Below are 22,313 nucleotides of genomic sequence, written 5' to 3'. Positions count from 1 at the left end.
ACCATTATGTCAGAAACTAAAACAATACCTGCGAGTACACAAAAAAATTATGTAGTACATCGTGATGAATTACCACTAAGTTGTCCAACAAAAGATATGGTGCTATGGAATGCGCATCCAAAGGTTTACTTACCTATTGAGAAAACAGGAGTAGAAGTTTGTCCTTATTGTGGGTCACGGTTTGTTTTACAGAATGATTAAGTAATAGCTTAGGCACACTGCCATTGACTTAAGGAGCCTATATTTATTCCTGCATCCCTCGACTTGTTCGCAGGCTCTAGCAATCTTTCATCACCATTTGCACCTTTGGACAAGCCGCGGGATGTCGATTGATGGAGTCTTAAGTTAATTGCTGTGTAACTTAGCCTCCCATGTTCCATGTTTATTCGAATGGTTGGATTTGAGCGTAGAGTGTGAGGAATTTTTCCAAAAAATCAAAATAAAGCATTGATCAGGAAAATTTTACCACAACCCGCTATATCCGTCCGTTCTCTGATAGAGACTGACCACCTACATGATTAATTCGATTTGTATTGTAAGATTATCTGCCTTAGGTGATGTTCTAATGGCTGTTCCTCTCATTAGAACTTTACAGGCTAGTTTACCAGAAACTAAGTTGACTTGGATTATCTCCAAACCCGCCTTTGATTTAGTGGAGGGGATGGATGGTATTGAGTTTATTTTAATTGATAAGCCTAAGCGTATTAAAGACTATTGGTATTTTAAAAAGCAAATGAAAGGTCGTACTTTTGACGTACTTTTAGCACCACAAGCAAGCCTTAGGACAAACTTACTTTATCCGTTGATTCGAGCGAAACGCAAAGTAGGCTACGATGGTCATAGAGCAAATGATGCACATGGTCTGTTTGTTAATGAGCGAATCAGCCCAGGATTAGAACATACCTTGGACGGGTTTTTGAAATTTGCTCAAGCATTAGGAATTCAGGAGCGAGTTATTCGCTGGGATTTACCTATTGCTGCTGCTGATTATCAATGGGCTGAGCATCATTTACCCAAAGAGGGACCCGTTTTAGTCATTAATCCTGCGGCGAGCAAGCCAGAACGTAGTTGGCCTGTGGCGCGTTATATCGAAGTCTTGAAAATAGCCAAAACTCGTTGGAATGTGCAAGTCGTCATTACGGGCGGCCCAAGTGATTTTGATAAAAATCTTGCAGAGCAAATTACTCAGGTTATTCCAGCAATAAATCTCGTTGGTAAAAGTAAGCCAAAACAATTGCTAGCGCTTATAAGTAAAGCAACAGTTGTCCTTTGTCCTGATACTGGGCCCTCGCATATGGCTACAGCCGTGAACACCCCTGTTGTTGCATTGCATGCTGTAACCAATCCTCTCATTTCCGGCCCGTATCTTTTTCAACATCTAGTAGTGAATCATTATCCTGAAGCAGCGGAAAAAATTTTAGGGAGCAAATGTATCGAAGATGTATGGGGACAACATGTACATGGTTATGAGCCTATGCAATTAATTTCTGTTGACGAGGTGCTGGAAAAGCTGTCTCTGGTTTTAGATGGCTCTTAAAGACTCTAAAGCATCAATATTATGAATTGACAACACAGCCTTATATAAAGTCCCTAAAGTTATTTATAGCTTTCGCTGCTTGGTTTGTAATCTGAGTTTATGAATATTGTTTTCATCCAATAAACTCAGATTCAATAGTTAAGATTAAAACGTACCAGTATTTAATTAGCTATTGTTAAAGGAAGTTTAGTTTCCATGCTTTCGGAAGAGTTGTCTGCGCTTATGCTGGAAATGCAGCTACTCCAAAAAGGGTGTGCTGTAGATTTGCTCGTTAAAGGTTTTTGTGGTGCAGAAGGTTCTTGGATACAAGTTGATTCATTGTTAGATCTTGGGGTATGTTTAGTGATTTTAGCATGGGAGCCTTCGAATGAAGGTTCTTTGACCCCTTCTGTTATTTGTTGTTGTAAATGTTCTAAGGGCTGTTGTTTGAAACGATAAACGTTCAGGAAAGTAAAACAGGCTTGAGTAATCATTAATGCTACACAGATGACGGGATTAAGGGTAAAAATTGCTGCAGCCGGAATTGCAGCACTATTATAGATCAAATTCATAGCTAGATTTTGATTTATATTAGCTACAGTCTGTCGTGAAATTGCAAAAGCTGAGGCAATAGGTAATAGAGTTTGGTTATGAATGACGATGCCAGCTACTTGTTGGGTTAACTCATCACTGCCATCAGAGGCAATGGCAATGCCTAGATCACAGGCAGCAATTGCCTCAGCATCATTTCCTGCATCACCTATCATGGCGATTTTTCGACCTTGTTTTTTTAGAGTATGAATGTAGGCTGTTTTGGATCTATGATTATTTTCCATTGAGCTTGCAATGCAATTGGCGAAAACATTTTCGATACCAAGAGCTTTTGCATATCGAAGGGCAGTTTCTTCATCAGCACCAGTGCATAAATGAATTTCTTTTCCCATGACTTTTAATGCATTAATGGTGTGATGTGCATCTGTGCGTAAAGGATCTGTCAATACCATAACTCCAATGATTTCCTGGTTACGTGCTACATATACGAGCTGATCTCCTGCTGCTAACGGCGGGTGTTTTAATTCTGATGTAATCGAAACTCCTTTTTCACGCATTAGAGCTTTGCTGCCAATGGTATAGTGATCTCCCAGTACTACTCCACTAACTCCAGAATGATATGTTTCATCAAGCTCGGTTACATCTAATTTTTGTTTGCTTTTCTGATTAGCAAAAGAATAAACAGCTTTTCCTATGGGATGGCTTGATTTCTTTTCTAAAGTTTCACAAATCGAAAGTATCTCTTCTTCTGATAGTCTACTGTTATCCAATAAATAAAGATTTTTTACTTTAGGAACCCCGGTGGTTAATGTGCCGTTTAAGTCAAAAATTACAGTATCGATTTGCTCCGCTTGTTGTAATGTTTTTGCACTTTTGAATTGCACGCCATTTTCTGCTGCTTTATGCATGCCAGTGTTTACTGCCAAGGGAGTAATAAGGCCCAAAGTACAAGGACATGCACTGGCTAAAACGGAAATGGCGCATTGAATTGCTACAGCTGCGGGAAAAAAAAATCCCATAATCACTCCAGATAGAACTGCTAACGCAATTACTGTTGGAATAAAATAAGCCAATACTTGCTCTGTCTTTATCTCTATGGGTGCTTTTTCTAATACGGATCGCTCTATTGAGTCATCAAGCCGTTTTAGATAAGAGTTCGTGTGCGTATGAGTAACTCGAATCTTTAACGGATTTGAATTTTCTGCTAATCGCATACCCGCCAATACTTTTTTTTCAGCTGAAAAATAATGTGGCAGGGTAGCTCCTGTAATAATTGTATCGTAGACACTGCTTTCATTCATACAGATGCCATCAAGTGGAATAATTTCACCGGGATGAATTACAATTACATCATTGATTTGAATAAGCTCCAGGTTAATTTCTTCAACATCAAGATCGACTTGTTTTCTTGCAATTTTAGGTGCTCTATCTTGAAAGCGAGCAGTACTTATTTTTTCTTTAATCGTCTCTTCTATGGCAATTCCTATGTGTCTAAAACCATAGATGAGTAATCCTGCTTCAAACATCATTGGCAGCCAGGGGACAAATAATGAGGCAATGGATACAGCCAAAATCGATAGTGAGCTTAGAGCAAATAAACTATCCATGGTTAAGATACCTGTTTTAGTTAATTTTGACCAAGCTTGATTATAAGAGTTCGCTCCTAATGCCAAAGTAGCTAAGGTACTGAAAATGGCGATGGGAACCATAAAAGCAAGGGAGCCTCCTGTAACAAGACAAGCAACAAGCACAGCAAGTCCTGCAATAGAGCCTATTGCACCAAGGAACCAATGTGAGGTGAGAAGCGATTTGGTTTTTGTAATTAGGGAGTTCAAAGAAAGTTTCTGCTGAGCTTGTTTTTGGAGTTCATTTTGCATCGTTTTTTTTACGATTTTTTCAGGGGAGTATTCATATTCTCTACAGATGAAACCAATATCTTCTATCTCTTCCTTTAATTCGGACCAAATTATTTGATGTGCTCGTGTATCTTCATCGTTATCAAGGGTTACAATCGTTTTTTTAGGATCAGCTGTTGTGATTGCTACATGAAAATATTGTAGTTTGTCGCCAAATTTGTTTCTTAAGCAATGTTTTATGCCGTTGCTGCAATTGATGCAGGTCATTCCGTCAATATAAAAAATGTAGGTTTTAGACATATAGGCTCGCCAATTTAAAGGTTAATGATTAACCTGGAAAAAGCAATTTGAGCCTGCTATGTGACTAAAAGCACCGAACCAGCTGAATTATGCAAGCAACGGATCCAACAGTTTTTCCAGGTTTAAGGCTTAATGATTCTTCTTATAACGATACTCCATGATTCTCTGCATTCGATGACGCTATTTTATCTGTCTGCAGTGATAATTCCGAAACATGTGTTATTAATTTTTGAACACAAAAGGCTACGTTTTTTGTTAAAAACAGGACGTTACAATTTTGTTTGAAATCATATCACACATGGCATTTTTTGCACCTTTTTTATTAAAATTATGAAATTGAAAGTCGGGCGCGGATTGGTAATCTTTGCCAAGGAAAGTATAAAATTCATGCAGCTGTGATTACGAAGGCATCCTGGGTAAAAGAGTATTTACCCAGGTAAGAGTTTTAGCGATTTATTGTTGTTGCTGTTGCGTAAAATCAGCAGAAGGAGCTGTTGAACGAAGGCTTTGCATTAATAAGATAGTGTTGGTTAGCAACAGACGTTCGTGGATTTGGCGATCCAAGTACATTTGATAATTAATTTCCGCTAGTAATATGGCGATTTCCTTCTCTACAGTTACAGAGGATGCAGTGTTAATCTGGCTAATCCACTGAGTATTACCTGATTTACCTGTTTGGCCTGATTGGCTCACATTCTCAGGATTAAAAATCCTCCATGTTGCCATATTAAATTCATTTAAAGCTTGGCTGGTTGGTGGAGAACTAGGAATTTGGACAGAGTTAGTGAGCGGCTGTTTAGGGGTTTGGGGTAACCTTTTTGATAAAATATAATATAAGTTACTGACCCCCACGGAGTTTTGAGCAGCATAAGTGCGTAAACTTGCAAGGTATCGAGATAGAGTGTCCTGAGCCTGATGCTGTTGGCTGGGTGATACCGTAGAATTATTAGAGGAAGCTATTGCCTGGCCATACAGAGTATCATAATCTTTCCAGTTAGGCAGTTTTATTGGTGCAACACCGCCAGTAGCATAACGAATGAAATTGGCTGCTTGTTGTGCCTGGTTATCTGCTGTTAACCCTTGTGCCGTACCTTGCTGCTGACCTCCTGATGATTCTTGACTTTGAATTGTATACATCAGGGGAGCCGTTAATGAGTTGCTGTTAAGTTGTCCTAAAAATTGTTGAATGTAATTATAAGAAAAAAAGGTAGTTGCATCAGGAAGGGTACCTATGACATTGTTAGAAACAAGAGTCTCAGTAAGGTAATTGCAGCCTTGATCCCAGCTACTTCCATCATAACTCATGCAATAACTGTAGTCGGGGGTGCCCAAAATATTTAATACAGATTGAGATACTGGATCTGAGACTTGGCTTGAACTTGTTGCAACCCCTTGAGTCGATGCTTGACCGGTTTGATCAATGAGTTGATTAACACCTACCCCACTTGTAGATTGACTCGAATAGTCTTGAAAAGTAGCATTAGCATAAGGGTTTATCGTTCCAGCACTGCTCACATCAGTGGGGACGAATTGTCCCAAAGAACTGATGTTGAAACTGTTAAAAGGGATGGCCCCCAAGTAGGTATAAAATAAAGAAACTTGTGTGAGTTGTGTTGTTGTTAAATTGAGAAGGTTTTGGCTAAGGCTAAAGTTTTGAACGGTACTTGAGGGGGATTGGGTTATATCATATCCTATATATTGCCCCCAATTTTGTAAATATTGAACTAGTTCTTGCATATTGGAGGACATTTGTTGCGAATTATACAAGCTCGTTGCATTATCTGCTGTGGCAGAAAAAGTTGTAAGGCAAAGCAGATTAAACAATGCAAATTTAGACGGTAATTTCATTTATTCTTCCCCTTCGAGTGCACGTAAAACAAGTTTTAGACGATACTGACAAAAAACTCGAGACAACAACCTTAAGCGTTCAAACACAATGTTTCTTTTGAGAAAAATTCCCGCGGGATCATTGCTTCCAGTGCTGGTTTCTTCCGCATGTATTAATATACGCGAAGCACTCCCCGGATGAACTGTATCAATTGCCTGAAGTAGGCGAAGCCCCCTCCCAGATTTGATATTTCCCACAATACGAATAAATTTTTCTTCTTCTGCTAAGAGGCCCATATCTATTTTTTCTATGTCATCAAGTTCCTTACCCAGTTGCTCCATAGCGTCCTCAAACTCTGGATTTCCATCCAGAGTCCAGTCTTCAACGCTCTCCATAAATGTGATAACTCTATAAATCATAGGATCAATATATTCAAACCAGTACTTGGCTGAGGCTTCATGGCTTAAATCAGGCATTTTTTACTCTTTCTTTACTGTAAATATTGGATGGACGAACTCTATACTTACTACTATAGTATATTATGAAGGGTAAAAGAAAGAAGTAAAAAATATGAAAAAACACCGTCGCTCGCGCATTGGAACTTTATTCTCTCAAATTTTTAAAATTCGCATCTGGTTTGATTGGGAGCGAGTAAAGGCAATAACTATAGCATTGGGGAATGGGATAAAGCACTTATTTGTACCACATCAAAATATTCAAACGGAAGCGTCTTTTACTGATGCTACAAAAAAATTTGGTCTCAGTGATGAAAATTTGCTATCCAAGCAGAAAGCATTATTTCGCCTAAGTATGTTTATGTTGTTTCTCGCAGTTTTAATTTTGGGGTATGCTGGTTATCAACTTTATTTGGGGTCTATAAAGGCTTTTCTTGTGAGTCTTGTAGTTACTTTAATCGCATTGGTATTAGCCTTCCGCTATCATTTTTGGTACTTTCAAATTAAAGAGCGAAAGCTTGGATGTACTTTTAATGAATGGTATAGAAAAGGTTTATTGGGGGAGAAGAAATGATTAAATTGGCAGTGTCCCTGCTTCTCTTTTTAGTTCCTGGTTTGGTTTTAGCAGATGGTTCCTTGAGTTTTGCACCTCCTCCAGGTGATTATTCTGTTGTATTTCTTGGCAATTTATTCGGTGTTGTTGATGGGGTTTTAAGCGGGACCGGAAGCCAGATTATGGGAGCCATGTTTGGCGTATTAAATGCGGCGGTCCTCGCACTTGGTGGAATTGTAATTTTATATACACTCATAGTCGCTACCATGAATACTGCTCATGAAGGACAGATGCTTGGTCAAAAGTGGTCCTCCATTTGGATTCCAATTCGCGCGACAATCGGCTTGGCATTATTGATTCCCAAAGCATCCGGGTATTGTATGATGCAGATCTTTGTCATGTGGGTTGTAGTGCAAGGAGTAGGGGCTGCAGATAAAGTTTGGGATGCAGCCTTAAGCTATTTAAACCGTGGTGGCGTGATTATACAGGCACAACAGATAAATCCCGCGGCACAATTGACCGAGGGTTCCGGCAATGGGATCGGTGGTATTGCTAAAGGTGCAGAAAGCATACTTGCAGGGCAGGTATGCATGTTAGGTTTGCAGACTCAACTGGAAAATACGAGACAAACCTATCTCGATCAACAATCAAAAAATACAGGCCCCTGCAACAGTGCTACACCAGGCTCTGCTATGGATACGTTTTGTAAGACGACAGTCCCTGATTTTCTAAGCACAGTCAATGCAGTAACAGTACAAACTAATGCCATGACTGAAGCTGCTGGGACTGAAACCCCAGTTACATCATTCGCAGTTGACATGCCTAATTTTGATACAAGTTCCCCTTATTATTTTTTGAATGGGATCTGCGGCAGTATCCATTGGGAAAGTATTACCAACCTGGACCAGTTGGGTAGCTTATCCGCCTACAGTATGAATGGAATCAATCCAAATGCCTCTTCAAATCCGACAAATAGTTCAAATAATACTAATAATACTACGTTAAAGAAAATGACTTTATCTCCTTCTGAGGTTACCTTAACATTAATGTCTCGGGCCATTGCTATTCAGCAAATGTACTCTGATTTATCGGGTACCGCGCGGTCAATGATTAGCAATGATCCGCAAATGTATACAACCAATAACAATAATACGAAAACCGCAACCACCTGGGCAAATGAGCAATTTGGCATACCGTATACAGAAAATGGGAGTGCCTGTTCCAACAAACAGGACAAATGTGTTTCCTGGGGACCTTTACCAAGCACTCCAGGCGGAACCTTATTTACAGGGTTGGAAATAATCAATGCAATTAATGATTATAATGGGGTTATGATGCCAACACTTAATTTGAGCCGTATGCTAAGTTCGAGTAGTGATGAGCAATCAGCGAGGAGCTTCATTTCTAAGGCAACGAACCAGGGATGGCTTATGGCTGGAGCTTACTTTTATAATTTAGTAAGCATTCAAGGCTCTTCAACAGCCAATGCAAGCCAGGTTGATCCAAAAAGCGGTTTGGATGGCAGTACATTTGATGCTGGGTTAATAATGTCTCCATTTAAAGTGAGTGACCCTAGTACCGGTGCCTCAACCTGTACTGCAGGAGGAAATGATTCAACCAAAGGACAAGATTTTTCTGATTTGTGTGTTTGGTTTAATCAAAATGCAACTGCTGTAACTCAGATAAAAACGCTATTAACAAATACCCTAAGCTCCAATAAAGTACCTGATGTTTCAAAATCCCTGCCGTTAGTGTCAGGGGATAATGCTACCACAGTGATGGGGTTTTTGAATAACGGATTGAAGATGCAGACTCCTGGCCAACCAGGAGCTGCACCAGTTAATTTTGCTCATATCCCTGATTTTAATCTAAATCCTCAACCCTATAAATTGGAACGGCAATCCTTTTCTTGTGGTGGAGTAAAACCATTTTACACCATTTGTATCGGGCGTATCGTCGGAGAGGTTGTTTATAATTTAGTTATAGTAACCATATATAACATATTCATTGAAATATTTGGAGGGCTTATTGGTGTTGTCACTGCGGCATTCCTGGAGATTCCGTTAAAGGGATTAGCAGAAATCTTTCTGTCAGCTCTTAATATTATTGCTCAGCCAGGAGTGAATCCGGTGGTCGCTTTGGCCAATATGGGAAGTCAATATATTAATTTTGCTGGTAATTTATGGATGTATTTGTTAGGTTTGGCTATTAGTAGTGCGTTAATCCCTGTGCTTGGTGTATTTATTTTCGCACTATTGACACTGGCAATGCCGCTTGTAATTGCCTGGGTAGGGATTATGGTTGGTATTGGTTTTATCACAGCTTATTACATACCTATATTGCCCTATGTGATATTTGTGTTTGGCGGGCTAGGTTGGTTGATTGTTGTGATTGAAGCGATGGTTGCTGCGCCAATTGTTGCTTTGGGTGTTACCCATCCTGAAGGGCACGATGCTTTTGGTAAAGGTGAGGCCGCTATTATGCTCTTGCTTAATATATTTTTAAGACCCGCGATGATGATTATCGGATATATAGCAGCCATAGCAATGACTTATGTAGGTGTTTGGATTCTGAATGCCGGTTTTGATCAAGCGATTGGATTTGTCCAAGTGTTACAAAAACAATCCCTGAATACCCTTACTGCCCAAAGTACTATATGGAAGGCTGTGGGCGGGGGAGGCGATTATTCGGATTGGAGTGGGGTTTATGCTTATTTCTTCTCCATATTAATCTATACCTCAATGTATTTAACTATTGTTCAAAAATCATTTACCCTGATCACCTATTTGCCAGATAAGGTTTTGCGTTGGATAGGCGGTACCCCTGAAAGTATTGGCCAGGAAAGTGCACAATGGGGTGAGGATGTAAAAGGTAAAGTGCAAGAGGCGGGCAAGGAGACGAACCAAGCACAAGGTTCTATGGAAAAGACCATCGGTGGTATGGGTGTGAAGGGTGTTGGTAAAGTCAAAGGGGCATTGGGTAAAGCCTTTGGCGGTAGCGGAAGCACTAGTGGGGAAGGTATCCAAGATGCTGGAAATTCTTCTCCTCCAGGAGGTTCATCGAGTGGCGCTACAAATCCTGGGCCAAGTAGTAGCGAGGTTGAGTCCGCACAACATGCAGGCGCACCTGGTGGCGGTTCAGCACCACCTATCTCAAAATAGTATGAGGAACTAAAATATTATGCCAGAATTATCCGCCCCGAATAGCACTATAACAAGTCATGCTGATATCATTAATGACAAGATTAAAGAGCAAAATGCAAAGGCAGATCAAGAGCGGTTTATGAGCGAATTATTTGCATTTTTGCAAAGAAAGAATGACTTAATTTTACAGCAGCAATTTGAGCAGTCACAAGCTTCATTAAAAACAATGGCACAGGACTGTGGCTATCAAGATCTTCCTACGGCATTGAATCTTGCAAAAAATGCTCGTGGGCAGACTGCATTAGTGAAAGCATTACAAGATCAAGAGTTTGGCATCGCTAATACCTTGCTCAATTCTGGTGCTCGGTATGATGAGCAAGCCATTGCAGAATATGATATTGCCATAGATAGCGAACGTGGGCGAGAAGCATTAGCTAATAATACAATCAGATCTCCATCTTCTTACACACCCTCAGATCCACAAAAGTTGCATGCCGTTAAGGAGTATGGTTTGGTCTTAGGTATAGAGATGACCAGTAAGGATGGTACGCCATCTCAAAGGGCACACATAGGGCCTGCTTATAGTTTGATGACAGAATCAGTTAATGATTACAGTAAATCCTGTACCAATCAAGCGGCTAAAGATGACTTTAAACAAATTGCGAATGCATTTAATTTTACAAATAATGTGTCTAAATTTCAAAGCAGTCACCCTACTGGAACTCCTGAGGCGGGTAAGGAACTCTCAAAGCGGATTCAAGCAGGGGAAATAACAACAGTCCCTATAAGTTGTAAAGGTCATGCTATGGGTTTGTCTTTCGCACCAGTGGCAAATGATCCTAATAAAGCGTATTTAGTATTTACCAACCGTGGGGAGGGTGCTGAGAAATCAGGTAAATTTGGAACTCAAATCTATGAGGTAGATAAGCGTGATATTACTCCTGAGTTTATTAATAAAGTGATGAATGGCCATTTCAAAGGGCACTCACATGATGAAATTATGCGTAATATTCAGCAAGTCACTAAAGGTAAAGAATCTGTTTGTCATATTCAACAAAGCCCACAAAAGTACGACAATTGCTCTATAGTTAATGCCAAGTCTAACATCGAGGGAATACTTCTTTGCCAGGAAGCAAATCGCAGAGGTGGCTTTGATAAAGTGAACAAAGCAGAGATCAAGGAGCGCTATAAAGATTTTAGTGACGACATGAAAAGTAAAAAGGTTCAAGATTTGGCAAAAGCTATCACCAAAGATCCAGAAAATTCAGATTTAAAAGCATTAGCCCAAGGTTACTTAGATAAGCCAGGTAGTAAATTTAAGCATCATTTAGAAAACGCAATCTCTGAACAGCCATCCATACGCATGAAATCCTCATGATTTTAGAATTAATCTCGAATTAAACTATAATTTTAGTTTGTACAACTAGGCCTGTTGACCATTCATCCCCACCCCCTACGAGCTGCGATTTGTTTGGCGTTGTTGCAGATTTCCCCACTCTTTTCCCCACCACTATGCGCAGCGTGGGGATAAGGTAAGGGGGATGAATTATCAACACGCCTTAGTGTGGATTAGAGATTCCACGTAAAAACTCGCTTATTTCAATAGGTTCATGGCCAATTTTTAATGAATGACGAACAAAATTTGCTGCTTTTAAAATATTTTCCAAATTGTATTTTTTGAGTTGAATTGAATGTAAAGAGGCAACAAAGAATTCTGTTTTTAAATTTCCAATGCCTCTCCCCATTCCTGCAAGCGTGACATCAATAAAACGTACTCCAGCGCTTAGAGCAGCCAATGCATTGGCTTGAGCTAAACCAAGGTTATCATGAGCATGAAATCCGAAAGAAGTTTTTGGGTAGATGCTCATGTATCTATCATAAAGTGATTTAACTTGTGGTGGCAAAAAACTGCCATTAGAGTCAGCAAAATAGATAATATCGGGACTGGAATCATGAATTTGTTTCATTACTTCATCAAGCTCATACTCTTTATAACAAGAGGTATGGGTTAGATTAATTGCAACATTCATATTAGCGATTCTAGCCATTTTTATTTTAGGCAGGGCTGATTCAAGTTCGCCTTTCGGGATACAAATTCTTAATAAATCAATACCACATTCTTTTAATTCATTTAAATCGTTTTGAGTTACATTATTGGGATAAATCATTACCGCTATTTTTGCTTGTTTAACTAATGACCGGCAAAAAATTAAATATTCTTTAGCACACCATCCCGCTCTGCCTATATCTATGGGTGCTAAAGAACCATTACGATAGCCAATTTCTAGGTACTCTATACCAGAGGTATCAAGGGGCTGAAGAATTTCCTTTAATTCAGTATCTGTAAAATTAAAATTTGTCCTATGTCCTCCATCCCTTAACGAGGTATCCAAAAGTATTACAGGCCCGTTCATATCATTCCACGTACTAAACATTATTCTGTAATTAATTATAGCTAAAATACTAATGCTCCGATAAATATAATGAGTGGAGTTGTATTAAATAAAGAGAAAATGAAAAGAAGAGGGAATCTATTGTTGGTATTCTTTTGCACCAGCAATGATTAATTTATATACTCGCTCACTGATAATACCTTGTTCGAATTTTGCTTTGGCATCCCAAGTCATGAGCTGGCCTTTTTGACGAACTAGCTTACGTGTGGCGGATGTGACATCGTTAGGATCACCTTCAAGTAAAATATCTCGAACCTCTTCGTCAAATACTAAATACTCTCTTAAGGCAACTCTCTTGTCATCTACAGTGGGCACTAATTTTTGCCATATACATAATCTTATTGTTTCTAAGATGTCGATCGTTCTACCAAGACGCTCTTCACCAGAGAATGAGGTAACGAGTCGACGCATGGTTTCTGCAACTCCTGAAGTATGCAAAGTTGTATACACAGGATGTCCAGTTAGAGCCGCTTCTAAGGCTGCGCTGATCGTTTCTGCATCTCTACACTCCCCTACCATGATTAAGCGGGGCTTCCTGCGTAATGCATTTCGTACACCATCCGCAAAACTGGGTAAGTGTCTTGGGATTTCTGATTGGCTTACAACGGCCGATATTGTTTCAATTTCATCATAAACGAACTCAATAGGTGACTCATAAGTTAATACTTTACGATGAGAATCTTCAAATTCGATGAGCTGTCGAATAATTGAAGCTAATAAAGTTGATTTACCTGAACCTGTTGCTCCGGTAATAAATACAATTCCTTCTTGAGGTGCAATGGCCTCTAGAACATCCTCTGGAAGGTGCATCGATTCCAACCGTGGAGGCGTTGTGGGAATCGTTCTTAAAGTGATTTGGATTGCATCATGTCCCTCTACCAGACAGGCTGTGCCATTCACCCGATAACGATATCTAACACCTCGATTAGGGCGAAATTCATAGTGTGTATCTATGTCTTTACCTGAAAGAAGCTGGGTCGTCGCATTAGGCCCATAAATGGCATTAATTAAATCGCCAAGCTCCGTGTTTGATAAACGCCGATTAGTAATGCGGAACAATTTACCATAAACTTCCGCATATATAGGTTCGCCAGTTTGAATAGTAATGTCCGAGGCATTTAGTCGTTCAGTATGCTCCAGCATTCTGTCCATGAACAATGGAGTAAAACGAGTAGGCTCATCAGGCATTAAATGAATATTGTTACTCATATGTTTTCATTAATGAATGTTATTGTTGTCATTTACTGGGGCAATCATAGGTTGCCACGACTTGTCTGTTATTATAATTTTAGATCGATTTGCTAATTTTTCCATATTTTTGAAATGTTCCAGAGCATTTTCGTCTTTAGAAACCGCGGCTCGCCATTGCTCACTATTTACATTAAGAGCGGGTAACGCAGTTATTCTTAATACTCTATCATCAATATGGATTTCTGATGCATCGCCTGTTACGCCCAAGTCAGTATGAGAAACATAAGGAGGAGAAACCATATTCATTGCTAATAATTTTCTATATAAAATCATCCCGCCAAAATCTTCTTTAATTCTTGCTATGTTTTCCTCAAGGATGGTATTGGCCTGATCAACCCCTTGTCTCCAACCTTTGGCAGCATAAATACACCAGATTTTCTTTTCTACTTTAGTTTTGGGAAGTAAGGTATAATTGGGATATTCCGGTTTTACATAATCCAGCCATAAATATTGCCGCCAAGTAGGGGGGGTAGTTACAAAACGTGCCTGCTTTGCAACTTTGTAAGTACGATCAGAAATACGGATAGTTTGAGTATCCGCAAGATTAAGCGTATTCCTACCTTCCAATAAGACTGGAGGTAGAATGTTATGCTCTAAGGTTAGTGAATTAAAATCGTAAATAGCGTCCAGTCTTCGAGACTGTTTGATAAGGTGTTCATCGATAACTTTCGCTCTCCATGCCAAGCCTCCTTGCGCCCCAAGGCTTAATGCAGTTTCTTTGATAGCCATTTGACGAAATTTACCTTTGAGCTTCTTATTTCTCTGGTTTTTATTCACATTAGCCATGGCTTGTATGCCGGCTAATGAGCCGGTATCACCTAAGTATTTTGAAGAGGTGCATGCCAGCAACAATGCAGATAATACAACTGCGATACTACGAATAAATTTTGCCATAGCGTAATTCAACTACTTGACTGTTAGGGTAAACGTGAATATCTGCTTTCTTACCAGCTTGGTAATCAATATCACGCAAAATTTCTGCTAAACTCTGATCTTTTATATTTATACTAATTAAAACAGGAATAGATGGCGCTTTTCCTAATACACGAAATCTGTAATGAGCTGATTTGGCAATACGTGCAGTAAGTTCCTCTATTGGACCTGACCAGTCTACACTAGCCCTTGCCTGTAGATTATAGGCATTAGGTATGGTCAAAGTGTTGTCTTTATGAGGCGGCATGATCACTTTTTCAACACGTGCCATTTCATGCATGGAATCACTTACAGATACGGCAGCTTCCGCTAACTTAATTGTGGCATCATCACTAGGATTATTGACAGGTGGCTTTTTAAAAAGCGTACCTGTTGTCTTGCATCCTACTAGCAAGACAGAGGCAATAAACAGCATGAGAAGCTTATTGTTCATTCAATTCTTTAAATGTTTGGAAATCTTCGTTTGATTGAAACAGGAGCTAGCCTCCTTGTCAAGCCTATCGAGTGTGAATTATATGAATTTAAATAGAAACTATGTTTAAATCTCCTCAAATGAGCTGTATGTGATAAGAGCCAATCAGGTAGTGAAGCGATAGAAAATTTATAATTTTTCAAATAATCCGTAAACTACTTGTCCAGCTTGTTTTATTTTAACTTTTCTCCAATAATGTTCATCAAGTTGAATTGCATCCGCTGATTCCAAATAAACAAGCCCCCCAGTTTTAATAATCTGGCTCTGGGTGATATCTGCAATACACTGCGGTAGGTAATTTTTCGCAAAAGGTGGGTCAAGAAAAATCAGATCAAATTCTTCCTTGCTTTGCTTCAGGTAGGATAATGCATCTGTTCTTAAGAGTTTGAGTTTAGGGCTATTAAATGCATTAAGGACTTTTTGTAGATTTGTAAATGCCTTGGAGGATTGCTCTAGAAAAACTACACGCTCCGCCCCTCTTGAAAATGCTTCTAGACCCAGGGCTCCGCTGCCTGCAAAAGCATCCAGGCAGCGCGCTTCTCGAATATCGTGCATTAACCAGTTAAATAAAGTTTCGCGTACTCTATCGGGCGTGGGTCTTAATCCTTCTTCGTCTGGAACATACAGCTTTTTACCCCGATAAAGCCCACCAATAATACGCACACTCTGCTTCATGATTGCCCTACGGTGATGAGTAAAAATTTATCAGGATTAACTTGTTTTTTAAATGCTTCTTTTACTTGCTCACTTGTGACGGAATTAATATGAGCTGTGTATTTATCCAGAAAATCATCAGGTAAATGGTAAAAAGCCATGCGCAATAAAATGTTTGCAATACTACGATTACCTGATAAAGAAAGTGGAAAACTCCCGGTAAGGTATTGTTTGGCTGCTATCATTTCTTCATTGCTAGGACCATCCTTGATGTAGGTATCCAGGGTTTTTTGTAAAATATCCAGGGAGTTTTTGGTTTGTTGATTTTTGGTAGAGTAGCTAATGAGAAATGGTCCAATTCCTGGCATGGGTATAAATTGGCTATCAATTCCATAGGTTAAGCCACGCTTTTCTCTTATTTCAATAGCCAGTCGAGAAACCAAAAGCCCTCCTCCTAGAATGTAATTTCCAACTATAAGAGGGAAATAATTTGGATTGTGGTGGTCAATACCGATTTGACCAAGCCTGATGATCGTTTGCGATGATGGAAATGGGATGTTTATTGTTTGGGCTTGAGTCAATTGTTGTGCTTTGGGAATTGCAGAAGCTGGTTGGCCTTTGGGGAGTTCTTGCGTTAATTGATCGGCAAGTTGATGAGCTGTTTGACTGGTAATGGCGCCTACCATGACTAAAACAGCATTGCTACCTACATAGTAGCGTTTATAAAACTCAATAACCTGGTTTTTAGTCATTGCTTTAACAGTGTCAGAAGTGCCATTGACAGAGTGTGCATAGGGATGTTGTTGATATAATGCTTTAAAAAAATTAAGATTCGCTACTTCTTCTGGCGATTCTTGGCGTTGTTTAATAACCAGTAATTGTTGCTTTTTTTCTCTGATAAAGGCTTCATCGGGAAAATCTGGATGATTGATAATCTGAGTAAAGGTTTTACTGGCTTGCGTTAACTGATCTTTACTGACTAGGGTTTTAAGGTGTAAAACAGCCATATCCCTATTAATTTCAACATGGTATTGGGCTCCAGTATCTGCCAAAGCCTCAGCAATGGTAGTTGCTTCTTGGCCTGAATTTCCTTGATTCAACATCTGGCTTGTCAATGCAGCTAAACCATATTGAGAACCGTCATTTGCTGATCCTGCAGCAAAGGCGAGGCTGATATCCAACATAGGCACTTCCATCGCCTGATAGAAAACCACTTGAACTCCATTTTGAGTGGTCCATTTTTCTGTTTTAAATGTATTCGCTGTCACTGTGTGTGATATGCCAATCATTAATGCCATAATGCATGCGCTAAAAATTCTCATTGTGTTACCTTGTGTTTTTGAGGTTCTAATATTGCAATGGTTTTATTTTTTTCTTGAAAATAATGCTGCGCGGTTTGCTGAATTTGTTCTGGAGTAACCGCTTCAATTGCTTTTGTATATTCCCCTGCTTTTTGCCAACCCAGGCCAATTGTTTCTAAGAGACCTATTTCTGAGGCTTGTCCGAAAATTGAATCCTTTTCAAATGTTTTTTGCGCAATAATTTGATTTTTAATTCGTTGCAATTCCTCTTGATTCACCGGTTTGGCCTTCAAATCATCCAATTCATGAAGGAATGCTTTTTGTAAGTCACTTAATTTATAATTTTGGCTAGGGGTCCCATAGATAATGAATTGCGTCTGATATCGTGTATAAGGGTTATAATAGGTATCTGCTCCTGCAGCAATATGATTGCCACGAATCAGGTTTTTAGCAAAGCGGGAACTTTCGCCTGCATCTAATATTCCAGCAATTATTTCTAATGCATAAGGCTCATAAGCTTTATTGGAGGTACGTGCACTTGGAACAGAATAGCCAAGCATCAGCAAAGGTAATTTTGCTGATGCTTGAACATGAACACTTTTTTTACCCAGCATAGGGGGTTCTTTTTGTACTTTTCGTTCAGCAATAGCTTTTCGAGGCAATGAGCCAAAATAGTTTTCAGCTAAAACATGAACTTGTTCTGGATTAACATCACCTACTACAACTAAAGTAGCATTATTAGGGGCATAGTATTTTTTGTACCAATCCCTTATATCTTCAACATTCATCTGTTTCAGGTCACTCATCCAGCCTATAACCGGATGATGATATGGCGCACTGAAATGAGCTGTTGCAAGAAAACGCTCAAATGCTAACGCCTGCGGATTATCGTCAGTGCGCATACGTCGCTCTTCCTGGATTACTTTGATTTCTTTAGCAAACTCGTTTGCATCAAGAGTTAAATCATTCATACGGTCTGCTTCCAACTCAAAGCTAGTGGCTAGTTTAGATGCATCAATTTTTTCAAAAAAAGCAGTATAATCATTATTGGTAAAGGCGTTGGCTTGCCCTCCAATTGATGCAATTGTTTTGGAGAAGACACCTAAAGGGTATTTGTCTGTTCCTTTGAACATCATATGTTCAATAGCATGGGAAACCCCGGTAATTCCACCTGGTTCATCAGCAGAACCTACTTTGTACCAGATCATTGATACGACAATGGGAGCCCTGTGATCTTCTTTGACCAATATTTTTAATCCATTATTCAAGATAAACTCTTGAACTTGGCTAAAGGTCTGGCAAGATAGTACCATGAGTAGCGTAAAGAGTATTTTGCGCACAACTTAACCTCAAAGTAAAAAAGATGATAGAATTTCACATTTTTCAGGATTTGTACACTATATGATTAAATGGTTCAAACGCAGTCACACGCCAACTTCTTCAGAAGCAGATGAGTCCCAGCATAAAGAAGAGTTAATGCCGCAAGCTCCTATGACGAAGGCGGAACAAGAGCAAGAGCCTGTAAAAGAAGGATTTTTTGCGCGTTTTAGGAAAAGTTTAAGTAAAACGCGTCATCAGTTAGGTGATGGTATTGGCCGGTTATTGTTAGGGAAAAAAGAAATCAGTCAAGAGTTGCTGGATGAGTTAGAAACTCTTTTAATCAGTGCTGATTTAGGGATAGAAACCACACAAGCGGTATTAAATCAATTGACAGAAGGTTTAGCACGTAAGCAATTGTCTGACGGTAATGCTGTTTATGAGGCACTTAAATCGTATTTACAAGGGATTTTAAAGCAAAAAAATCAATCGTTGACTTTAGAAACCGCAGATCATTCCCCTTTTGTCATTTTAATGGTTGGCGTGAATGGAGCTGGTAAAACAACCACTATTGGTAAATTAGCAAAGCAATTTCAACAGCAGGGTAAAAAAGTGATGTTAGCTGCTGGAGATACTTTTAGAGCTGCAGCGGTAGAACAGTTGCTTGTTTGGGGGGAGCGAAATGATATTCCCGTTATTGCCCAACATACAGGAGCTGATAGTGCATCCGTTATTTTTGATGCTCTTCAGGCAGCTAAAGCACGAAAAATGGATGTATTAATTGCGGATACGGCGGGACGCTTACATACCCAAAGCAATTTAATGGAAGAATTGAAAAAAGTAAAAAGGGTATTACAAAAACTATCTCCTGATGCGCCTCATGAAACAATGTTGATATTGGATGCATCTATAGGGCAAAATGCATTAGTTCAAGCAAGGCAATTCAATGAAGCGATTGGATTAACGGGTGTTACCATGACTAAACTGGATGGGACAGCTAAAGGCGGTATTTTGTTTGCTATTGCTAATGAACTAGGGATACCCTTTCGTTATATAGGGATTGGTGAGGGAATAGAGGATCTTCAACCCTTTGATGCTGCGCAATTTGTTGGTGCATTATTTAATGATCACATTTGAACAAGTCAGTAAACGTTACCCAGGTGGTTTTGAAGCTTTAAGCCAAGTTAATTTTACCTTACAAAAAGGGGAGATGGTTTTTCTCACTGGGCATTCAGGAGCAGGAAAAAGTACGTTGCTTAAACTGATAGCCCTATTAGAAAGGCCTACTTCCGGTCAATTGACAATGAATGGCATACGTTTGGATCATTTAAAAAAACGCGATGTGGCTGCTCATCGCAGCCAATTAGGGATTACTTTCCAATCACCTTATTTACTCAATGATCGGACAGTTTTTGATAATGTAGCTTTGCCCTTGCAAATTCAAGGCATGACATCACCAATGATAGTCAAAAGAGTACACGCAGCACTGGATATGGTAGGTCTGCTTAGTAAGGAAAAAATGCTGCCCATTCACTTATCTGGTGGAGAACAACAACGTGTGGGTATCGCCCGAGCTGTCGTTCATAAGCCTGCATTATTATTAGCTGATGAACCTACCGGAAATCTTGATCCTAAACTTTCAGCAGAAATTATGCTAATTTTTGAACAATTTAATCAAGTAGGAGTGAGTATCCTAATTGCTACTCATGATTTGGCACTAATTGCAGGAATGAAACACCGGATCGTGATGCTGAGGGGGGGGCGAATATGTTAAAACGAATGCGGACAATCCTTGCTTATCATCTGCAAGCGGCAATACAAAGTTTAAATTTATTATGCCGGAGACCTGTAGCGACCCTGATGACTTCCATTGTGATTGCTATTACCCTGGCTTTACCCGCTCTTTTTTGGATTATTTCTGATAACCTGGCTCACCTAACAGCAAATTGGCAACGTGGTGGCCATATTTCCCTTTATTTAAAACCTGGCTTATCCGAAGCAGAGCAACAAAATGTAGTGCAAGAAGTACGTAAAACGGTAGGAGTGGCACAAGTTACCTTAAAATCTTCGGCAGAAGGACTGTCGGAATTAACACAACAAGAAGGGATGCAGGATATTATGCGCTATCTTCCCGAAAACCCTCTGCCCGCAGTGATTGATGTGATACCTGATTTGGTGGCTAACTCACCGGCTAATCTGGATTTATTAGCTCGACAGTTGCAAACGATAACCCAAGTGGAGCATGCAAAAGTTGATATGGAGTGGATAAGCCGCTTACATGCCCTTTTGAGTTTTGCTGCTGCATTTGCTGATTCATTACTTGCCTTATTGGCGATGGCTGTAGTTGTGATTGTTGGTACCACCTTACGCTTGGCGATTCATAGTCGACAAGAAGAGATTCAGGTTTTAAAGTTAATCGGTGCGCAAGATCCATTTATCCTCAGGCCTTTTTTATATTCTGGAATCTGGTATGGGGCGATCGGAGCGACTGTTGCTATTTTTTTGGTTAATATTTTTATATTCAGTTTAGGTGCTGCCCTGAATCATTTGGCTGTGGTTTATCAAATGCACTATCCGCTAGCAGGATTGTCAATGCGTCAGATCTTGCTACTTATTTTATTTGCAATTATACTAGGGTGGATGGGGGCAAGATTATCTGTGAAGCGACAGTTAGCCTCCATAGAACCTCAAATATGAGTTCTTTTATAAACTTGTTTTACAGCGAAATTTTAGAGGAAGAAGCATGAGCCAATATTTGCAACTTGCCGGAATAAATTTACCTGTGGGCAGTATTGATGCGTATATTCACAGGGTAAATCAAATTCCTATGCTCTCTTTAGAGGAAGAAATTGCCTGTGCTGAGCGTTTTCATTCTGAAGGTGATTTAGAGGCCGCAAGACGCTTGGTGCTTGCCCATTTGCGCTATGTTGTTCGTGTCGCTCGTGGTTATTTAGGATATGGCCTACCTTTGAATGATCTCATTCAAGAAGGTAATGTTGGCCTGATGAAGGCGGTAAAACGTTTCGACCCTAAGATGGGCGTACGCCTTGTTTCTTTTGCGGTGCACTGGATTAAAGCAGAAATCCATGAGTTTGTTTTACGTAATTGGCGTATAGTTAAAATCGCTACAACTAAAGCTCAGCGTAAGCTATTTTTTAATCTTCGCCAAATGAAAAACCGTCTGGGCTGGATGAGCCATGAAGAAGTGTCTGCTGTAGCGAATGATCTAGGCGTGAGTCGTGAAGATGTGCTTGTTATGGAACAACGCTTGAATGCGATGGACACCCCCTACGATGCTCCAGATGCAGATGATCATGATGAGTTCTATACAGCCCCTGAACGTTATTTATTTAATACAAATGACGATCCTTCTGTGATGTTGGAAAATGATAGCGCTAGTGATCAAGGACGTGAGAAATTGATGTTTGCCTTAGAGCAATTAGATGAGCGTAGTCAGGATATTTTACAGCAACGTTGGTTATCAGAAGAAAAATTGACTTTACATGATTTAGCTAAAAAATACGGTGTTTCCGCTGAGCGTGTTCGACAATTAGAAAAGAATGCTATGAAAAAGCTGAAACAGTATATAGAAAGTTAGATTTTCAGTAATCCATTAGGAAAAAGCCTCTCTTTATCCCTGCGTCCCGTGGTTTGTCTGCGGGATTCAAAAATGACTCGTCAATATTGAATCTGGCACACAATCGACCTGGGTCGATTCAGGGGCTTAAC

At 39.7% G+C, this 22,313-nt stretch carries 19 protein-coding genes; 9 read left to right on the top strand and 10 right to left on the bottom strand.

Annotated features, from left to right (window positions below):
• Nucleotides 1–6 precede the first annotated feature (6 nt).
• Entirely contained in the window at nt 7–201 is a 195-nt protein-coding gene (locus tag EKG34_RS11540; protein ID WP_003633257.1) for a zinc-finger domain-containing protein, read from the top strand.
• A 313-nt stretch (nt 202–514) separates the two neighbouring features.
• A complete protein-coding gene (locus tag EKG34_RS11535; RefSeq protein ID WP_003633256.1) occupies nt 515–1,537 on the top strand; it encodes a glycosyltransferase family 9 protein in 1,023 nt (340 codons plus the stop codon).
• A gap of 161 nt (nt 1,538–1,698) precedes the next feature.
• Here EKG34_RS11535 and EKG34_RS11530 read toward each other — a convergent pair whose 3' ends face one another.
• From EKG34_RS11530 to icmW, 3 genes are all read right to left on the bottom strand, one after another.
• Entirely contained in the window at nt 1,699–4,224 is a 2,526-nt protein-coding gene (locus EKG34_RS11530; protein ID WP_003633254.1) for a heavy metal translocating P-type ATPase, read from the bottom strand.
• A 453-nt stretch (nt 4,225–4,677) separates the two neighbouring features.
• Nucleotides 4,678–6,072, bottom strand: a complete 1,395-nt coding sequence (icmX, locus tag EKG34_RS11525; RefSeq protein ID WP_003633253.1) for a type IVB secretion system protein IcmX — start codon at nt 6,070–6,072, stop codon at nt 4,678–4,680.
• On the bottom strand, nt 6,073–6,528 hold the full coding sequence (gene icmW / locus EKG34_RS11520) for a type IVB secretion system protein IcmW (protein WP_003633252.1): 456 nt from the start codon (nt 6,526–6,528) through the stop codon (nt 6,073–6,075).
• A gap of 94 nt (nt 6,529–6,622) precedes the next feature.
• Here icmW and icmV point away from each other — a divergent pair, with 94 nt between their 5' ends.
• From icmV to ankD, 3 genes are read left to right on the top strand one after another with little or no spacing between them, the layout of a single operon-like run.
• On the top strand, nt 6,623–7,081 hold the full coding sequence (icmV, locus tag EKG34_RS11515) for a type IVB secretion system protein IcmV (protein ID WP_003633251.1): 459 nt from the start codon (nt 6,623–6,625) through the stop codon (nt 7,079–7,081).
• Complete coding sequence (gene dotA / locus EKG34_RS11510; RefSeq protein ID WP_003633250.1) at nt 7,078–10,221, top strand: type IVB secretion system protein DotA; 3,144 nt, start codon at nt 7,078–7,080, stop codon at nt 10,219–10,221. Before icmV ends, dotA begins: the two co-directional genes overlap by 4 nt.
• A 19-nt stretch (nt 10,222–10,240) precedes the next feature.
• Complete coding sequence (gene ankD, locus EKG34_RS11505; RefSeq protein WP_003633249.1) at nt 10,241–11,581, top strand: Dot/Icm T4SS effector AnkD/LegA15; 1,341 nt, start codon at nt 10,241–10,243, stop codon at nt 11,579–11,581.
• A gap of 181 nt (nt 11,582–11,762) precedes the next feature.
• Here the strand turns inward: ankD and EKG34_RS11500 are convergent, their stop codons facing one another.
• From EKG34_RS11500 to EKG34_RS11470, 7 genes are all read right to left on the bottom strand, one after another.
• Nucleotides 11,763–12,617, bottom strand: coding sequence for a beta/alpha barrel domain-containing protein (locus EKG34_RS11500; RefSeq protein ID WP_003633247.1), 855 nt, complete (start codon nt 12,615–12,617; stop codon nt 11,763–11,765).
• A 117-nt stretch (nt 12,618–12,734) separates the two neighbouring features.
• Complete coding sequence (gene dotB / locus EKG34_RS11495; RefSeq protein ID WP_003633246.1) at nt 12,735–13,865, bottom strand: Dot/Icm type IV secretion system ATPase DotB; 1,131 nt, start codon at nt 13,863–13,865, stop codon at nt 12,735–12,737.
• 9 nt (nt 13,866–13,874) lie between these two features.
• Nucleotides 13,875–14,801 carry a type IV secretion system DotC family protein gene (locus EKG34_RS11490; RefSeq protein ID WP_003633245.1) on the bottom strand — a complete coding sequence of 309 codons (927 nt, stop codon included), beginning with the start codon at nt 14,799–14,801 and terminating at the stop codon, nt 13,875–13,877.
• Entirely contained in the window at nt 14,782–15,273 is a 492-nt protein-coding gene (gene dotD / locus EKG34_RS11485; protein WP_003633244.1) for a type IVB secretion system lipoprotein DotD, read from the bottom strand. Before dotD ends, EKG34_RS11490 begins: the two co-directional genes overlap by 20 nt.
• A 168-nt stretch (nt 15,274–15,441) precedes the next feature.
• Nucleotides 15,442–15,987 carry a 16S rRNA (guanine(966)-N(2))-methyltransferase RsmD gene (gene rsmD / locus EKG34_RS11480; RefSeq protein WP_003633243.1) on the bottom strand — a complete coding sequence of 182 codons (546 nt, stop codon included), beginning with the start codon at nt 15,985–15,987 and terminating at the stop codon, nt 15,442–15,444.
• On the bottom strand, nt 15,984–17,288 hold the full coding sequence (locus EKG34_RS11475; RefSeq protein ID WP_003633242.1) for a M16 family metallopeptidase: 1,305 nt from the start codon (nt 17,286–17,288) through the stop codon (nt 15,984–15,986). Before EKG34_RS11475 ends, rsmD begins: the two co-directional genes overlap by 4 nt.
• The gene (locus EKG34_RS11470; protein WP_396426634.1) at nt 17,285–18,580 is read right to left on the bottom strand and encodes a M16 family metallopeptidase; all 1,296 of its coding nucleotides are present in this window, start codon (nt 18,578–18,580) and stop codon (nt 17,285–17,287) included. Before EKG34_RS11470 ends, EKG34_RS11475 begins: the two co-directional genes overlap by 4 nt.
• 88 nt (nt 18,581–18,668) lie before the next feature.
• Here EKG34_RS11470 and ftsY point away from each other — a divergent pair, with 88 nt between their 5' ends.
• From ftsY to rpoH, 4 genes are read left to right on the top strand one after another with little or no spacing between them, the layout of a single operon-like run.
• Entirely contained in the window at nt 18,669–19,721 is a 1,053-nt protein-coding gene (ftsY, locus tag EKG34_RS11465; protein ID WP_003633239.1) for a signal recognition particle-docking protein FtsY, read from the top strand.
• A complete protein-coding gene (gene ftsE / locus EKG34_RS11460; RefSeq protein ID WP_003633237.1) occupies nt 19,708–20,358 on the top strand; it encodes a cell division ATP-binding protein FtsE in 651 nt (216 codons plus the stop codon). The genes ftsY and ftsE overlap by 14 nt, the downstream gene beginning before the upstream one ends.
• Complete coding sequence (ftsX, locus tag EKG34_RS11455; protein WP_003633236.1) at nt 20,352–21,281, top strand: permease-like cell division protein FtsX; 930 nt, start codon at nt 20,352–20,354, stop codon at nt 21,279–21,281. The genes ftsE and ftsX overlap by 7 nt, the downstream gene beginning before the upstream one ends.
• Before the next feature lie 46 nt (nt 21,282–21,327).
• Nucleotides 21,328–22,182 carry an RNA polymerase sigma factor RpoH gene (gene rpoH / locus EKG34_RS11450; protein WP_003633234.1) on the top strand — a complete coding sequence of 285 codons (855 nt, stop codon included), beginning with the start codon at nt 21,328–21,330 and terminating at the stop codon, nt 22,180–22,182.
• The last annotated feature ends 131 nt before the right edge of the window (nt 22,183–22,313 follow it).

Source organism: Legionella longbeachae (assembly GCF_004283175.1).
Classification (GTDB): Bacteria; Pseudomonadota; Gammaproteobacteria; order Legionellales; family Legionellaceae; genus Legionella; species Legionella longbeachae.
The sequence above is the reverse complement of the archived record's forward strand: the minus strand, read 5'-3'. Positions and strand labels throughout refer to the sequence as shown.

Coding starts and splice junctions, on each gene's coding strand:
- EKG34_RS11490 (WP_003633245.1), bottom strand. CDS start 14,801: ATGGCAAAATTTATTCGTAGTATCGCAGTTGTATTATCTGCATTGTTG.
- rsmD (WP_003633243.1), bottom strand. CDS start 15,987: ATGAAGCAGAGTGTGCGTATTATTGGTGGGCTTTATCGGGGTAAAAAG.
- dotB (WP_003633246.1), bottom strand. CDS start 13,865: ATGAGTAACAATATTCATTTAATGCCTGATGAGCCTACTCGTTTTACT.
- EKG34_RS11530 (WP_003633254.1), bottom strand. CDS start 4,224: ATGTCTAAAACCTACATTTTTTATATTGACGGAATGACCTGCATCAAT.
- dotD (WP_003633244.1), bottom strand. CDS start 15,273: ATGAACAATAAGCTTCTCATGCTGTTTATTGCCTCTGTCTTGCTAGTA.
- icmX (WP_003633253.1), bottom strand. CDS start 6,072: ATGAAATTACCGTCTAAATTTGCATTGTTTAATCTGCTTTGCCTTACA.
- ftsX (WP_003633236.1), top strand. CDS start 20,352: ATGTTAAAACGAATGCGGACAATCCTTGCTTATCATCTGCAAGCGGCA.
- EKG34_RS11535 (WP_003633256.1), top strand. CDS start 515: ATGATTAATTCGATTTGTATTGTAAGATTATCTGCCTTAGGTGATGTT.
- ftsY (WP_003633239.1), top strand. CDS start 18,669: ATGATTAAATGGTTCAAACGCAGTCACACGCCAACTTCTTCAGAAGCA.
- icmW (WP_003633252.1), bottom strand. CDS start 6,528: ATGCCTGATTTAAGCCATGAAGCCTCAGCCAAGTACTGGTTTGAATAT.
- icmV (WP_003633251.1), top strand. CDS start 6,623: ATGAAAAAACACCGTCGCTCGCGCATTGGAACTTTATTCTCTCAAATT.
- EKG34_RS11500 (WP_003633247.1), bottom strand. CDS start 12,617: ATGAACGGGCCTGTAATACTTTTGGATACCTCGTTAAGGGATGGAGGA.
- ftsE (WP_003633237.1), top strand. CDS start 19,708: ATGATCACATTTGAACAAGTCAGTAAACGTTACCCAGGTGGTTTTGAA.
- dotA (WP_003633250.1), top strand. CDS start 7,078: ATGATTAAATTGGCAGTGTCCCTGCTTCTCTTTTTAGTTCCTGGTTTG.
- EKG34_RS11470 (WP_396426634.1), bottom strand. CDS start 18,580: ATGGTACTATCTTGCCAGACCTTTAGCCAAGTTCAAGAGTTTATCTTG.
- rpoH (WP_003633234.1), top strand. CDS start 21,328: ATGAGCCAATATTTGCAACTTGCCGGAATAAATTTACCTGTGGGCAGT.
- ankD (WP_003633249.1), top strand. CDS start 10,241: ATGCCAGAATTATCCGCCCCGAATAGCACTATAACAAGTCATGCTGAT.
- EKG34_RS11475 (WP_003633242.1), bottom strand. CDS start 17,288: ATGAGAATTTTTAGCGCATGCATTATGGCATTAATGATTGGCATATCA.
- EKG34_RS11540 (WP_003633257.1), top strand. CDS start 7: ATGTCAGAAACTAAAACAATACCTGCGAGTACACAAAAAAATTATGTA.